11 protein-coding genes are annotated in these 16,704 nt (G+C 34.3%); 7 read left to right on the forward strand and 4 right to left on the reverse strand.

Going from position 1 to position 16,704, the window contains the following annotated elements; all coding sequences use genetic code 11:
- The first annotated feature begins 165 nt into the window (after window positions 1-165).
- Genes B5X62_RS02630 through B5X62_RS02640 form a run of 3 tightly spaced genes read left to right on the forward strand, consistent with a single transcriptional unit; the run spans window position 166 to window position 3,128 of the window.
- Complete coding sequence (locus B5X62_RS02630; RefSeq protein ID WP_079665817.1) at window positions 166-1,443, forward strand: hypothetical protein; 1,278 nt, start codon at window positions 166-168, stop codon at window positions 1,441-1,443.
- Window positions 1,444-1,461: 18 nt separating this feature from the next.
- Complete coding sequence (lptC, locus tag B5X62_RS02635) at window positions 1,462-2,064, forward strand: LPS export ABC transporter periplasmic protein LptC (RefSeq protein ID WP_079665818.1); 603 nt, start codon at window positions 1,462-1,464, stop codon at window positions 2,062-2,064.
- Complete coding sequence (locus B5X62_RS02640; protein ID WP_079665819.1) at window positions 2,064-3,128, forward strand: anhydro-N-acetylmuramic acid kinase; 1,065 nt, start codon at window positions 2,064-2,066, stop codon at window positions 3,126-3,128. Before lptC ends, B5X62_RS02640 begins: the two co-directional genes overlap by 1 nt.
- Here B5X62_RS02640 and B5X62_RS02645 read toward each other — a convergent pair.
- Window positions 3,125-3,511, reverse strand: a complete 387-nt coding sequence (locus B5X62_RS02645; RefSeq protein WP_079665820.1) for an orotate phosphoribosyltransferase — start codon at window positions 3,509-3,511, stop codon at window positions 3,125-3,127. The genes B5X62_RS02640 and B5X62_RS02645 overlap by 4 nt on opposite strands.
- Before the next feature lie 35 nt (window positions 3,512-3,546).
- Between B5X62_RS02645 and B5X62_RS02650 the strand changes: the two genes are divergently transcribed.
- On the forward strand, window positions 3,547-4,158 hold the full coding sequence (locus B5X62_RS02650) for an NUDIX hydrolase (RefSeq protein ID WP_079665821.1): 612 nt from the start codon (window positions 3,547-3,549) through the stop codon (window positions 4,156-4,158).
- Here the strand turns inward: B5X62_RS02650 and B5X62_RS02655 are convergent.
- Window positions 4,153-5,424, reverse strand: a complete 1,272-nt coding sequence (locus tag B5X62_RS02655) for a UDP-N-acetylmuramoyl-tripeptide--D-alanyl-D-alanine ligase (RefSeq protein ID WP_079665822.1) — start codon at window positions 5,422-5,424, stop codon at window positions 4,153-4,155. The two genes, B5X62_RS02650 and B5X62_RS02655, sit on opposite strands and share 6 nt — an antisense overlap.
- A gap of 73 nt (window positions 5,425-5,497) precedes the next feature.
- Window positions 5,498-7,090, reverse strand: coding sequence for a gliding motility lipoprotein GldJ (gldJ, locus tag B5X62_RS02660; RefSeq protein WP_079665823.1), 1,593 nt, complete (start codon window positions 7,088-7,090; stop codon window positions 5,498-5,500).
- A 156-nt stretch (window positions 7,091-7,246) separates the two neighbouring features.
- On the opposite strand from gldJ, the gene porU reads away from it, so the two are divergent.
- From porU to B5X62_RS02675, 3 genes are all read left to right on the forward strand, one after another.
- Window positions 7,247-11,140 carry a type IX secretion system sortase PorU gene (gene porU, locus B5X62_RS02665; RefSeq protein ID WP_079665824.1) on the forward strand — a complete coding sequence of 1,298 codons (3,894 nt, stop codon included), beginning with the start codon at window positions 7,247-7,249 and terminating at the stop codon, window positions 11,138-11,140.
- Between the two features lie 51 nt (window positions 11,141-11,191).
- Window positions 11,192-12,346: a type IX secretion system outer membrane channel protein PorV gene (gene porV / locus B5X62_RS02670; RefSeq protein WP_079665825.1), complete on the forward strand. Its 1,155-nt coding sequence runs from the start codon at window positions 11,192-11,194 to the stop codon at window positions 12,344-12,346.
- 63 nt (window positions 12,347-12,409) lie between these two features.
- On the forward strand, window positions 12,410-14,656 hold the full coding sequence (locus B5X62_RS02675) for an FUSC family protein (RefSeq protein ID WP_079665826.1): 2,247 nt from the start codon (window positions 12,410-12,412) through the stop codon (window positions 14,654-14,656).
- 55 nt (window positions 14,657-14,711) lie between these two features.
- On the opposite strand, the gene B5X62_RS02680 is transcribed toward B5X62_RS02675, so the two are convergent.
- Window positions 14,712-16,688, reverse strand: a complete 1,977-nt coding sequence (locus B5X62_RS02680; RefSeq protein ID WP_079665827.1) for a T9SS type A sorting domain-containing protein — start codon at window positions 16,686-16,688, stop codon at window positions 14,712-14,714.
- Between the last annotated feature and the right edge of the window lie 16 nt (window positions 16,689-16,704).

A 16,704-nucleotide genomic window follows, 5' to 3' on the forward strand; every position in this document is an offset into this window, starting at 1 on the left:
AAATATAAAGAAATAAGTTTGAGGATTTATGTTGTTTAAGTTTAATAAAAATCTAAAAGAAACGTCAATTCTTGTAGTATTCATCTACTTAACAAACTTTAACGCCAAATAAATTTTTGAGATTCATTATTAATTAAGATATTTGCGGTTTGATAATAATAACGGATGAAAAAGACTTTTGTCGTATCATTACTTACAGCGGGAATCTATCTAAACGCACAAAGCGTCGGTAATTCTCCATATGCAGCCTACGGAATTGGTGATGTAAAGTATGATAACACTGTGGAAATAAATTCAATGGGAGGCGTTTCTACTGCATATATTTGGGATTTTAATAATAGTTTTAACTTTAGAAACCCAGCAGCTAATACCAACCTAGAATTAGCAACCATTAAAGTTGAAGGAACCAACGAAAATAACTTTTACAAAACCGACTATAATAATACAAGTGTAACAAAACACTCTAATTATTTGTCAAATATTGCTATTGCAATGCCACTTAGCAAGAAGGTAAAATTCGGATTAGGCTTTCAACCTTATAGCTCTAAGCAATACGAAATACTTCGTACATCGACTAACGCAGACACCGGAACTACCGAAGGGCACAAATACACAGGAAAAGGTACTCTTAACACGATACAAGCAGCGCTTGGTTATCAGATTACACCAAGTTTTGCTTTAGGTATTAGAACAAATTTTTATTTCGGGAAACTTTATGATCTTGAAGAAGTAACTTTTTCTGACGCAGAATTGTTAAGCGGTTACGAAAATAGCAACAAGATTAAATCTTTCAACTTTACACTTGGTACAACTTATCAAAAGAAATTCATTAACGATCACAAGTTGACTGTTGGTGCAACTTATACTTTTGGTACGACTGGTCAAATGGAAAGTACATACACCAATAGCACTTATTACAAAGGTGTTGGCGATGTTAAAGGTTACGAAACGATTATCGATCAATTAGAAACTAAAGATAAAAAATTCTTACCTCAAGAATTTTCAATTGGTCTTGGTTATGGTCATGAGACGAAATGGTTTGTTGGGACGCAGTTAGACTATAAAAATGGAGAAAACTTCAACTTTTTGGGACAAACTTTAGCGTATCAAGATTCTTATAAAATTTCTGCTGGAGGTTGGATTCTTCCTAACTACAACAACTTTAGAAATTACTTCTCTCGTGTCACCTATCGTTACGGGGCTTATTATCAAAAAGGAGCGCTTAACCTAGCTGGACAAAACATCAATAGATTTGCAATAACTGGTGGTGTTACGTTACCATTCCAAAAAAGTAGTGTAACAAGAATGAACTCTGTTGATCTTGGTTTAGAAATCGGAAAAACAGGTACACTTACCAACAATCTTATTCAACAGAACTTTATCAACTTACGTGTAGGAATTAACTTTGCGGATAAGTGGTTTGCAAAAAGACTTTACAACTAGAATTAAGATTTATTACTAATGATTTTTAAAATTAGTAACATATCAAATCATACAGCATTAAGAAACAAAATTCTATTAAGTTTCTTAATGCTTTTTGTTTTACACTCTTGCGACGAAGACATCACAAAACGCGATCGTAAGAAAAACACCAATTTTGCGTCTCAAGTTATCCATAACGCAAAAATTATACAAAGAGATTCGGGTAAGGTAAAAGTGCGATTTGATGCGCCTTTGCTAGAAAAATACGAGTTAATAGATTCGCCTTATGTCGAAGCAAAAAAAGGAATCTATCTAGAATATTTTGATAAAAAAAATCCGAAAGTTCCTGGGAAAATTTGGGCTAAATACGCAAAATATGATGAGAAAAAAGATTTCTATTTTGCGAAAGGTCGTGTAAAAATTGTTACTAATGAAGGTCGAACTTTTGTAACAGAAAGTATTAATTGGGACAAAAAGAACCGAAAAATGTACACCAAAGACACAGTTTTTGTGTCCGATCAAGACGGTAATATTTTGGTTGGTGCCAACGGAATGGTCGCAAAAGACGACTTTACAGAATATACATTCTATAACAACTCTGGTCAATTCAACACCAAAGGTCTTCCTAAAACTGGCTTATAATGGCAACTTCGCAAGACTTTTTTGCAATAGGATTAATGTCTGGGACAAGTCTCGACGGACTAGATTTATGTTATTCTAAATTTTGGAAAAGTGATGAAAAATGGCATTTTGAGATTTTAGAAACCGAAACAATTCCTTATTCAGAAGCTTGGGAAAATAAACTCCGAAACGCTGTTAACCTCAATGCTGAGGCTTTACTTGAATTAAATTCCGATTACGGATTTCTACTTGGAGAACTTAGTCAGAACTTCATTTCTAAACATAACATTAAAAATTTAGATGTTATTGGCTCACACGGTCACACGATTTTTCATCAACCTGAAAAAAAATTTACACTTCAGATTGGCGATGGTCGCGCCATACAGATTTTAACAAAGAAAAATATCGTTTACGATTTCAGAATGCAAGACGTTTTGATGGGCGGAAGCGGTGCTCCGTTGGTTCCGATAGGTGACGAACTTTTGTTTTCGGATGTTGATGCTTGTGTTAATCTTGGCGGATTTTCTAATATTTCATTTAAAAAAGATGAAAAAAGAATTGGCTACGATATTTGTCCTGTCAATATTATTTTAAATTATTTTGCGAAAAAACAAGGTCAAAATTTCGATAAAGATGGCGAATTAGCAAAACAAGGAAATGTTGATTCAGAACTTTTAAAGAAGTTAAATAACATCGAATTTTACCAATTATCCGAACCAAAATCTCTCGGCTACGAATGGGTAGAATCTCATATAATGCCCTTATTAAAAGACTTTTCGGACTTAGAAATATTAGCAACTTTTACAGAGCATATTGCTGAGCAAATCGCTATTAATCTAAGTCAAAATAATATCAAAATCGCTTTGTTCACAGGTGGTGGAAGCCACAACACTTATTTAATAGAAAAAATTAAAGCAAAAACCAAAACCCAAATCATTATTCCAAATAAAGAAATAATTGATTACAAAGAAGCTTTGATTTTTGCTTTTATGGCTGTCCTAAAAATAAATGGTGACATCAATGTACTTTCCTCAGTAACAGGAAGTTCTTATGACCATTCATCAGGAATTTTTCTTAAATTCTAAAGTTGCTCAATTTTATCAGTCAAAGCATCGATAAAGTTTTTCAACGGTTTTTCAACCATCATTTTGATAAATGGATTGAATTTTCCATCAAATAATAATTGAACTTCAGTTTGATTCTCACTGATTGGGCTCATATTTCCAGTCAATGCGAAATCCAAACTAGAACTTGCAGAAACTAAAATAACTTTTTCTTCTGTAACTTCCTGAATCTTAAGCGCAATCTCAGGCATTCCTTTTAATCCAAACTTGAAACCACCTTCTCTCGCTTCAAAATTTTGAAGACTGTCTGGCATCAATGCTTTGTAATCTTCAGCATTTTTAAGCATTTCTGTCAAATCTTTAACCGATTTATTTACGATAATTTTGCGTCCTTCTAGATTCATTTTTCTATTTTTGTATTAATATTAAAGCTACGCAAATGTATAAAGTTTTTATCAATGAAAAAAAATTAATCCTTAGTGAAACGCCTCAAAATGTTGAGCGTAACATAGCATTTGAGGAGAATCTTCAATTTGATATCGCTTTGGACCTTTTGCAGAACACTTCAACCAAAGATGTTGCCATATATCACAACAATCTGGAAGAACTTTGGCTTAATTATCAACAACATTTTCAAGTTATTGAAGCTGCTGGTGGCATTGTTTTAAACCCTGATAAGAAAATACTTTTCATCCATCGACTAGGAAAGTGGGATCTTCCAAAAGGTAAAATAGAAGTTGGAGAATCTAGTGATATTGCGGCTTTGCGCGAAGTTGAAGAAGAATGTGGGTTGACAAATCTAGAACTTCACGAGTTTATTAATTCGACTTATCACATGTACCATATCAAGTCAAAACCTGTCTTGAAAAAAACCTATTGGTATTACATGAAACATGATGGCATTGCTGAACCAAAACCACAAGTGGAAGAAGGCATCACCAAAGTGGAGTGGAAAAATAAAGTGGAAATCCAACGCGATGTCGAAACTTCCACTTTTAATAATATTCTTTTAATTCTTAAAGATTTTTTATCGAAACACGACATCTCATAATAGGTCAATTGCTTTCTCCAAAGCAATTCCGCGAGATGCTTTTAACAGAATATTGTCTGTTGTAATAGGATTTAGTTTTAAAAATTCTATTAATTCTGATGTATTTTCGAATGCAAAATCAGTCGTATTAACTTTTTTAAATTCTTTACCAACGGTAATAATTTTATCAAAACTAAGCGCTTTTGCCTTGTCATAAATTAGTTGATGTTCTAGCTCACTTTCTGTACCAAGCTCCAACATATCACCGATAATAATTGTTTTTGAACCTTCAAATTCATTAAAATTATCCAAAGACGCCGACATACTACTTGGGTTGGCATTATATGTATCTAAGACTAATGTTTTATCATCCTTTTTCTGAACTTGCGAACGCATATTACTCGGAAAATAGCTTTCTATCGCTTCTTTAATATCATTAAATGGAATGTTAAAATGCAAACCTAAGCTAACAGCAGCAGATAAATTAGTGAAATTGTAATTTCCTGTTAAATTAGAAAGTAGCTTCTCACTTTGATAGATTAAACCAACGAAATGATCTTTTGCAAAAACTTCGAAAACATAATCAGAAGTTGGTTTTCCAAAAGAGATTTTGTTCACATAATCTGTCGTTTTTTCTAATTGAATAGTATCTGCTTCGTTAACTAAAATTGTTTTATCATTTGATTTAAGATAATCATATAATTCAGATTTTCCTTTAATAACCCCTTCGAAACCACCGAAACCCTCAAGATGTGCTTTTCCAAAATTAGTAATGTAACCAATGGTTGGTTGTGCTATTTTGCAAAGTGCTTCGATCTCTTTTTGATGATTTGCACCCATTTCGACAACAGCTAATTCATGCTCTGATTTGATGGATAAAATCGTTAAAGGCACACCGATATGATTATTTAGATTTCCAAAAGTGTATTGAAGCTTAAACTTTTTTGACAAAACCGTACTAATCATTTCCTTGGTTGTGGTTTTCCCATTGCTCCCCGTTAAACCAATAATCGGAATATTAAGTTGATTTCTGTGATAAATTGCTAAGTCTTGTAAAAACTCTAAAGTAGAGTCAACGTAGAAAATATTACGACCAGGATTATTGTATTTAGCATCTTCCACAACAACTGCTAAAGCACCATTAGCGATGACTTCTTCGGCTTTTTCGGCAGCGTTGTAATTTTCACCAGAGAATGCAAAAAAGATGTCGTTTGGTTGTAGCTTTCTACTGTCAATAATGCAGTTGTTAGCTTCTGTATAGAGTTTATAAAATGATTCGATATTCATGTCTCAAAATTAAGATTAAAAAATAATTTTGCATAAAAAAAGCAGTAGAAAATCTACTGCTTTATATGAAGTTTTATCTTTTGCTTCTTTTTCCTGTATCTTTAGCATCTTGCGCTACACGGAAACCAATCCAACTGAAAGTTCTGCCTTGATCTTTGAATCTTCTGTGTCCTGGATCTAACCAGTAAGAAGAGTCTAACCAAGATCCACCTTTAACAACTCTAACTTCGTTAGTAATTGCAGTTGTAACTTGTTTTTTCTGTTTTTCTAAGATAACGTTACCTCTTTTATCAACAACAAATCCTTTTCTAACAGAGTTATACATATTAAAAGTACTATCCGCATTTGCACCAGACATGTCTAGTGAAGACTGGTAGTCACCATCTCTATAGTTACGATCATCAGCAACAATTTGCTTCTCGTATTCTCCAGGTAGTCCTCTATATACTAATTGTCCGTTAGCCATTGTATCGTACTTCATTTCTACATTACCAACTTTCTTGTAAGTTCCGTCAGCATTTTTTTCAGATTTTAGAACAACGTTACCTCTATAATAGTTGAAGTCATTAAAATCTTCGTCAATCTGTGGACGATAGATATCAGCAACCCATTCTGCTACGTTACCATACATACCAAATACACCTAAGTCATTTGATTGGTATTTTCTAACATCCGAAGTTGTAGGTGAACCATCGTTCTTCCAACCTGCAACACCAGAATAATCACCTTTACCCATTTTGAAGTTCTCCATGTACATTCCTCTGTTACGACCTTTTGTACCTTTTAACTTATCAATTTCGGGTTCTTTACCTAAGTAATTGTTATACTTTCTGTTCTTTTGCATACCAAGAGCTGCAAATTCCCACTCTACCTCTGTTGGAAGTCTGAATTTTTCAACTAATCCAGATGTTCCACCTTTATTAGCAGCAAGTATTCTAGTATTCGATGTTTTGATACCAGTTTGCTTTTGTAGTTTGTTTTTATCTACAATTGCATCCAATTCTGCATCATTAGCTTTATACTTATCCATGCTGAAAGTACTTTCTCCTTGGTAATTAGATTCGTTGGTGTACAAATCCTTAGGAAGAATACCTTTTTGCATTAAAGCTTTTTCGTTAGCACGGTTAGTTAACCAATCGCAATATTTGGTAGCTTGTAACCAAGATACACCAACTACAGGATAATAGTCAAATTCCGGATTACGGAAATAGGTTTCTGAGTAAGAATTTCTAGACAACTTATTATTCCACACCAAAGTATCTGGCATTGCACCGGCATAGATGTTCTTAAAGTTAGGATCTGATGGCGGGAATACATACTTTAACCAAGTTACATATTCGCGATACTCATAGTTAGTAATTTCGGTCTCTCCAATAAAGTAAGAGCTAACTTGCATACGACGAGGGGTATTATTCCAATCATGCATGACATCGTCTTGCACCAACCCCATCGTAAAAGTACCACCATCTATATAGACCATACCTGGCCACCCTTTCTGTTTTTGTTGCTTAGCTGAGAAAAAATAACCATTTTTCTCGTTGGGTTTCCAACCAGTTTTACTAGTAAAACGCTTCGTTCCACCGCCGCTTTTCGTGTTCCCTCCACCGCAACTTGCAAGTATCAAAGCTGACCCGATAGCAAGTGAAAACAATTTAATTTGTTTCATAGTTGATATAATCATTTACAAAGTACAAAGAAAAAATAAATATTTTAATAAATCAAATAATGATATGCTTTTTTTCTAACGTGGATAAATAAGTTTTATTGTTATATATCTTTTTTTAGAAATTTTCGTTTATTTTGTAAATTGAATATATTCTCAATGAAAAAGAACTTTTACTCTTTATTGTTTGTTGCAATCTCAATTGGTGCTTTTGGACAAAAGGTCAATATCCAGTGGGAAGGAAGCAAATCTTTTGATTTTAGTAGTTACAAGCAGAATTTACCTTATTTCAAAAATGAAGGTTATGACGTAGGCTCTCGTGGTGTAAGCATCGTTGTTGAGAAAAAAAATGAGGGCAAACAAGTCATTGCCAAAAATTTTGCTTGGGAAAAAGCTAAGAGCGAAGACTTGTATGATATTAATCCTGAGTTTTTACCAAATGAAGATAGTTTTGAGGTTGTTTACGCTTATAGTGAGAAGTTAAATTCGGAAGTTGGCAGCGTATATGTTCCCACTTTTAAAAAAGTTAATAATGTAATCTACCGACTTTTATCTGTAGATGTTGAATTATCGAACAAAAACTATGTTGTTAATAAAGGGATCGGACTAGGTACAACAGAAAATCCATTAGAAAGTGGTACTTTTTATAAAATAAAAGTAGAAAAATCTGGAGTTTTTAAGATTACTAAAAAATTCTTACAAGACAACGGCATCAATGTCTCAGGGATTAATCCTAATAACTTTAGAATCTATGGCAACGGTGGCTTAATGCTTCCGGAGAACAATTCTGATGCTCGTTATGCAGCCTTGCAAGAGAATGCAATACAAGTTGTGGGAGGTGATGATGGCGTCTGGAATGATGATGACTATGCCCTTTTCTACGCGCAAGGTCCTAATGGTTTTAACCTAACGGGAACTACAACGAGAAATGGACGAATTGATACACGCCGAAATAAAAGTTCCAATTATATTAATATTTACGAGGATTACGCTTACTATTTTATAAACTTTGATAAGGGTCCTGGTAAACGAATTAATCCCGAAGATACCGCAGTCCCTAGTAGTCTACTTTCTCGTTATGATGACTATCAATACATTAACGAAGAAAAGTACAACCTTATGAAGCTTGGCCGTCTTTGGGTTGGTGATGCTTTCACGACACCTAAAGAGGTTAAATTTGATGTAAGAACTCCAATTCTCTCCACAGATATTGTTAAATATAACACTAGAGTTGCAGCTAAAGATGGTAAAAATAATCAAATAGAAATCTCAGTTAATGGCAAAAACAGTACAACTATTGCAGTGGGTGTTGAAAATGTTTCGTTGTTGGTAAGCGAAAACATCCTGTCAAATACGCCGACTTCTAGTATTACTTTTAACTATAAGCCAAATACAGGTCCCAATCCTTATGGACAATTCTATTGGGATTATGCAGAAATCACTTACAAACAAGATTTAAGTTTTAATAACATTGGACAATTAGCTTTCCGAAGTTATGATATTAATGAAAAAACTGACAACCTATATGGTTTTAGCATTTCGAACACCACTGGACTTGAACAGGTTTGGGATGTATCTGACGTAACGAATGTCAAACGAAAAGTTAACAAAAATACAAGTGCTTCTAGTTTTAATTTTGGTTATCAAACAAGCAGCACCAACAAATTTTTTAATAACGAATTCGTAGCATTTAACCAATCAGCCGCCTATAATCCAACCTTTGTCGGACGTATTGATAATCAAAATTTGTCTGCTTTATCTAATGTTAATTATCTTATCATTACCCAAGCCAACATGATTGGTGAGGCACAAAGACTAGCCAATTATCATAGAAGCAAAAGTAATATGAATGTAGAAATTGTTGATATCAACAAAATCTACAACGAATATAGCAGTGGTAGCAAAGATATAACGGCAGTACGCGATTTTGTTACAAAACTTAATGCAAGTGGCAGCCTAAAATATGTTTTCTTACTTGGTGATACGTCGTATGATTTTAAAGATCGTGTCCCAAATAATACTGACGTAATCCCTAGTTACCAAAGTGAGGAAAGTCATAACTACTCGGACACTTATGTTACAGATGACTATTTTGTAATGACAAAACCTCAAGGAGATATTGTAGATATTTCGAAGCTTATCCCAAATATTCCTATTGGCCGATTGCCAGCGGCAAATGTTGCCGAAGCTAAATTATTAATCGATAAAACATTGGCATATTATAATGCCTTACCTGGACAATCTTCACCTTTTGGAGAGTGGCGAATGAAGTTAGACTTTGTGGTAGATGACAACGATAATGAGACCTCGACGCCTTTCCACAATACTATGAATGCTTCTTTGGTTTCAAATTTTGAAACAGGTACGGCCCGTTCAGAATACAATGTACGAAAACTCTATCTTGATGCTTTCCCTCCAGAAACGACTGCCGGAGGACAACGATATCCGCAAGTTAATCAAGCGATAAGTAACGATGTCGGTAATAGCCTTTACTTATTCTACTTCGGGCATGGAGGTATCAATGGTTGGGCACAAGAACGTGTATTAACAACCTCCGAAATTAGTAACTTCAACAATTTCACATCATTATATAGCAGATTTCCGCTAGTGTCAACTATTACTTGTGAGTTTACACTTTGGGATGATCCAGGAACATACTCTGCTGGAGAACAAGTTATAAAATTAAAAACTGGTGGCGCTGCAACGATGATCACTTCTAGCCGAGCAATTGCAACGTCTTACGGAGAAGACTTTACAGGAATTTTAACAAATAATATTTTTAATCTAGAGTTAGAAAATGACAGATTCCGTACACTTGGTAATTCATTTTTAGAAGCAAGAAAAAAACGAGGCGCTGACATTAACCATCTAAAAGTAAATTATCTAGGTGACCCAGCAATGACATTATCCAGACCACAACGTCTCCTAAACATTGACGAAGTTGTTACTCCCGAAGCTGGCAAAATCAGAGCTTTAGATTTTGTTAAAATAACAGGTCACGTTAACAAAGCTGACGGTACACCAGATGACACTTTTACAGGTAGAGCAGTCATTAATATCTTTGATAAAAAACTAGATAAGGTCACGCGTAATAATGATCCTTATAAAGATATGAAACCACCACTTCAATATAAGGAAGAAGGCAGTCCAATTGTAAAAGCTTCTGGAAAAGTTGAAAATGGAAAGTTCACGGTTGAATTTTATGTTCCGAAAGATATTAATTACAATCTAGGAACAGGTAGACTATTGGCGTATGCTGATAACAAATCTTACGATGTATTCTACAATGGTCCCGTAACTGTTGGTGGCATTAATCCTAATGGTGTTAATGACACCGAGCCACCAAAAGTTAATCTGTACATGAACAACGTTAACTTTGCTAATGGTGGTATAACCGATCAAAATCCCATGTTACTAGCCTGCGTTACTGACAACATTGGTATTAACTCAACTGGATCTGGTATTGGTCATGATATAACTGTCTTGCTAGATGGCGAAGTTATCAACACTAAAGTATTAAATGACTTCTACTCTCCTGGTGAAGGAAATGGATGTGTTAATGCAAGCTTAAGCGACTACCAAAAAGGCAATGTTACCTACCCTTTCAGAAATTTAAAACCTGGAGAACATCAATTAACATTTAAAATTTGGGATATTAACAATAATTCGACGACCTCTACGTTAAACTTTGTAGTGAAAGATGAAAGTCAACAACAGTTGGTCATTAACCGACCTCTCAACTGGCCAAATCCATTTACCAATAAGACATACGTACAGTTTGAACATAATTGCGATGATATTTTGGATGTTAATGTTCAGATCTTTACTATTACGGGAAAATTAGTGAGAACATTGACCAACTCGATCACTGCAGAACCGTTCTTAGAAGGCTACAGAACTCCTAAACAAGCTATCGAATGGGATGGTAAAGACGATTTTGGAGATACTGTTGCAAAAGGAACATATATTTTTAAGATATTTGCAAGAAGTCAAAACCAAGACAAATGTAAAGGCAGCGCAACTGCAGTCGAAAAAATGGTATTATTAAAATAACTAAAGAATAAAAATATTAAAACGGTAAAATTTACCACTAACTAACTAATTATGAATTTGACAAAAAAACTCTTTTTAGGTTTGGGATTAGGTATGAGCATTGCAGCCTACTCTCAATCTGACTACACAGTACTAACAGGAGCTCCTTTTTTAAGAATTTCGCCAGACGCAAGAGCAGGAGGTATGGGAGATCAAGGGGTTGCGACATCAACGGATGTTTTTTCACAATTTTGGAATGCTGCAAAATATCCTTTTGCAAAAAATACTTCTGGTGTTGGAGTTAACTATACACCGTATATGAGTAAGTTAACAAACGATGTTTTCTTACTTTATGGTTCTTTCTATACCTTTTTAGGTGATGATGAAAGATCTACCCTTAGTGCCAGTATCTACTACTTCAATATGGGAGAAGTTAATCTAAGCCAATATGTTGGAGGCGTGGTGTCTGATATGGGAACCACCAAACCAAACGAATTCTCTCTAGATGTTGCTTATGGTCTAAAACTAACAGACAATTACTCCATGGCTGTTACTGGACGTTTCATTAGATCAGACTTAGGTGGTAGCTTCAATTCGGATAATACATTAAAACCAGCTAATACTTTTGCAGTTGACGTATCTGGTTACTTCAGATCTCCAAAACATCAAAGTATCGGTGATTACGAAGGACGTGTTAATGCTGGTTGGGCTGTACAAAATCTTGGTCCAAGATTAGATTACACAGGTGACGAAAACTCTAGATCATATCTTCCAACAATGGCAAGATTAGGTGTAGGTTATGACTTATTCATTGATGATCTTAACAGATTCAGTATCAGCGGTGAAGCTTCAAAACTTTTAGTACCAGGTCCAGAAGTTTCTGATCACGATGCTAACGGAAAACCAATTTACACGATCCCTAACGTAGGTGTTATGGAAGGTATCGGAAAATCATTCGGTAACAAAAAAAGTATTATGTTCTCAGGAGCTGCAGAATATTCTTACGATGATGCATTTGCAATCCGTGCGGGTTACTTTACAGAAAGTCCTGAGCAAGGTGCAAGACAATATGCAACAGTTGGTGTAGGTCTTAAGTATCAATCTTTCGGATTAGACTTATCTTATCTAATTAACATGTCAAAAGTTAACAGTGCTTTGGACAACACCCTTAGATTTGGTTTAACTTGGAATATTGGAGGCGAAACTTACAACTCTCAAGATTATTAATCTTTATCCAAATATTATTAAAAATGCCTCTGTTATGAGGCATTTTTCTTTTATTTTTGTTATATGAATTATACTTCGGAACTCAAAAAATTTTTAACAAGCCAATATATTTTTGCAGGGACAAGAATTGCCTTGGCTATTGTTATTCCGAGTATTATTCTAGCGCATTTTGGCTTATTGCAAGAATATTTTCTTTTCCCAATGGGGACAAGTTTTGTAGGCCTTACCGACCAACCTGGACCATTTGTAAGACGACGTAACACTTTAGCTTTTGCTGTCATTTCTTACTTTTTTGTTGCTTTAATAGCCAGTCTCGTCAAAGATTTCCAAATTATCGTTTATTTAGAAATCATCCTTTTTGGAATGTTCTTTTCGCTAATTGGCGTCTACGGAACACGACTTGCTGGCGTTGGATCTTTATCTTTAGTCGTCCTCAGCATCTTTATTGATGGACATCTGACGGGACATGATGTTATTAAAAGTTTAATCATATTTCTGGGAGGTTGTATTTGGTTTGTCATTGTATTTTTAATTGTATCGACTTTACAACCCTACAAATTAGCGAGTCAAATGGTCGGCGAAAACTATCTAGAACTTGCAGATTATTTAAGAATAAAAGCTAAATTTTATCGAAAAAATGAAAATGTTGATACACTTCTCAGCCAACTTATTTCGCAACAGATAAAAATAAAAGACCAACAAGAAGCAACGCGAGAAATCGTTTTTAAAACCAGAAAAATCGTCAACGAATCAACAACGCAAAGTCGAATTTTGATGTTGATGTTTCTTAATTCTATTGATCTTTATGAGAAACTATTCACCTCGGAGAATGATTATAGAAAACTGAATCATGTTTTTGGAGAAACCAAAATCCTAAACATGATGCACGATTATTTGACCAATATGGCCAACGAAATTACCAATATCGGTATTGCGTTGCAAGGTAATATTAGGACAAAAGAGCAATTCAATTTTGATAAAGCTTTAAAAGAGATTTATCACGAGTTTTACGAACATCGTCTTAAACAAATCAATTCGGATAATCTAGAAGACTTTATGCTTCTTCGCCAAGTTTTGATGCGTATAACGGACGTAACGGACGAGGTGAAAACAATTTTCAGAGTTTTTGATCAGGATGTTAAATTGGCGAAAAGTCTTTCTACAGGGCTCGATCTCAACAAATTTGTGCCCAAAGAAGAACGTCTTAATCGCAAAGTGCTATTGAGCAATATATCTTTAGATTCTGGACATTTTCGTCATGCTGTTCGTGTGACTTTAGCATTGTTTATTGGTTATCTTTTTTCTAAAATGGAATTTTTAGGAATTGGTCATGCTTATTGGATCATGATTACCATTACAGCCATCCTAAAACCCGCCTATAGTACGACAAAACACCGCAATCTTCTTCGACTTTACGGCACTATTGCAGGTGGAGTCGCAGCTTATATCGTTTTGTATTATATTACGGATCATAGCATTTTGTTAGCAATTTTATTGACGACAATGACTTTATGTTTCAGTCTTTTAAAATCAAAATATTTTTGGGCTGTATTTTTCATGACCATTTATGTTTTTTTATCCTTTAATTTTTTACGTCCGGGTAATGTCAACCTCATCTTTAAAGATCGAATTATAGATACTGCCATTGGAGGTGCTGTCACATTTTTGGTAGCTTATTTTGTTTTCCCTGTTTGGGAACATACTCAGAATTTACAATTGATGAAAAAATCGGCGAAGAGCAATTTGGAATATTTCCGTGTGGTGATGGATCTTTTCATTAATAAAAAAGAAAATGATGAGCAATATCGTCTTAAAAGAAAGAATGCCATTATCGATCTTGCCAACCTGTCGGATAACTTCCAAAGGATGATTTCGGATCCGAAAGATCAGCAAAAAAAATTGGAAACTGTACATCAATTTGTGACGACTTCTCACCTATTGACCGCCTATACAGCTTCGCTGTCGCAATATGCAAAAAATGAGGATCAATATCCTGAAATTGACAGCCAAAGTTGGAAAATAAAAATTTCTTCGGAATTGATTAGAAGTAATTCTCTTTTACATAAAGAAGAATTCGATCATGATATTATCGACCAAAGCAAAATAGAACCCGACGATCACGTTGATGAATTGCTCGAAAAACGCAGACGCGAACTTGACGAAAGCGAATACAAAGACCATCGTGATCCTACAAAAATTAGTCATTTAACAGAGTTAAAAAGTATTCAGGATTTGTTAGAACTGATATATGATGTTGCTAAAGACCAAAGAAAAGTGGTCGAAAATTACTACAAAAACAAATCCGAATAAAAAAGCTGACTCATCTCTGAGCCAGCCTTTAACAAACAATATATAATAGTATTTTCTATTTAACGATTACTTTCGATGTCGTAACAACAGAATTAGTAGTCAGTTTAACAATATAAAGACCTTTAGCGAAACTAGCCGCAGATATTTTATTTGTATTTGAAGCAACACTTACCAAATTACCAACAGCGTTATAAACCTCGAACTTATCAGCTTTTTCTAAACTTCCAATAACTTGCGACTTATCATCATAATAGATTTTTGCTTTATTTTTAGCAACATCCGTCGTTGCCAAAGTTGCTAGCGGCAAATCGTAAAATTCTGTTGTAATATCGTAAGTGGAATTACGATAAAGCATAGCTAATTTTTTAATGTCAGTTTCTGTTTCATCTCTTACAAAACCACTAGAAATAATATCGCCGTATGCGCCATCACCTTTTACTGAAAAAATAGGTGTTTGATAATCTTTAGCTACGCTAAACTCATTATACAACTTTGTCCCTGTTGGGAATTTATGTTTATGAATATAAGAAAACTCAACATCATTATCATTATTATAAATAGTTGGTGATAAAGTTTCGGAATTAAGAACAGGAAAGAACATTTGTGGATTTGTACCGATATTAAGTTTAATTTCCTTTTCCAATTGTCCCGTTTTTGAATACTGATTAATAATACCATAAGCGACATTATCAATTGTTTTTCCTTGTCCTAAACCTGCTAAATAACTAAAACTTCCTGCATTCGGAATTCTATTAAAATTGGCGGAAAGCGTTTGTCCATTATAATTTGCTGGGAAAGAAAAACCATCTGTCCAAGACTGAATATTAAAAGTATCTATAGAACTTCCAAAATCACCTTCACCAATAATAAAACCAAACTGATCATCTTGTCCAGCAATAGGTGTCATCTCCATTGTAGAGATAATGTCCTTCTCTAAAGATTTGATACGTTGACCTTGCTCGTTCGCAACATAATAGTTAGCCCAGCTATTATCATTAATAAGATCTTCGTAACGAATCGCATACATAATTTCTAGCGCATCATCATCATTAAAGGTCTTGTCTGTAATTTCGAATCTATAGTTGAATGGCAAGGTTCCAAAATCTCCCAAGGCAAATACATACGGAGAATCGGGATGTATTGAAGTCAAATCTAATGGGATTGTCTTTTCAAGATTAAGATTAACGTCAAAAATTTTCACCAAAAGATGATTATCTGGCGTCACTTCGAAAGTGTCATTATCCATGAAAAGCTTTTCGTAATGTGCCATTACAATCTTATCTTCCCCTTTTATCTTTAAGATACTAAGAGGTGAACCTCCGTAGTTATAGAATAAATCAGTATTAATTGTTTCTGTTTTTAATACATTATAATTAGTATCATGCAATGTAAAAGTGGTTGAAGGATCCTTTTCTACAGATGTTAATATACGAAGATCACCAGAAGCCGACTTCAAGAATTTTCCTGAAGTAGCGTCGAATTCTTTTAATTTTTCACCATTTTCGTTAACTACCCAGATTGCATTTTTTTGATAGTCCGGACCTGATCCTCCTTCAAAATAATGAACAAACATCATTATTCTTCTAACGCCATCTACTTTTGACATTGTATTAATAACCGTCACATGATTTGCAGTTGTCGGAATACTAATGTTAAAGCTTTTGGTTTCGTTAAAGTTAGCATCCAAAAACTTGTAAGTCATATTAGCACCAGCACCGTATTTGTATTTAATTTGATAGTTCTCTACCAGACCAGTTTCTACAACTTTAATTTGTCCCCATTCATCAGCAACAATCGTATTGCTAGGTGTAATGGATGCTGTTTTGTCAGCAGTCCCGTATGTATTAAAAGACGCATCAAATATTGGCATCTGTTTTTTTGCAGAAACAAATTTTGTAAAATCGGGTTTAGTTTTTAATACTTTTTCAGATTTGTTAACTTTTAATCCTGCATTTTCAAAATTGATTACCTCTTGCGCATTTACTATATTTGAAGCTAGTAATGTAGCTGCCAAAATAATAGATTTCTTCATAACTTATTTATTTTTA

The sequence above is a fragment of the Soonwooa buanensis genome (genome assembly GCF_900167905.1).
Lineage (GTDB): Bacteria > Bacteroidota > Bacteroidia > Flavobacteriales > Weeksellaceae > Soonwooa > Soonwooa buanensis.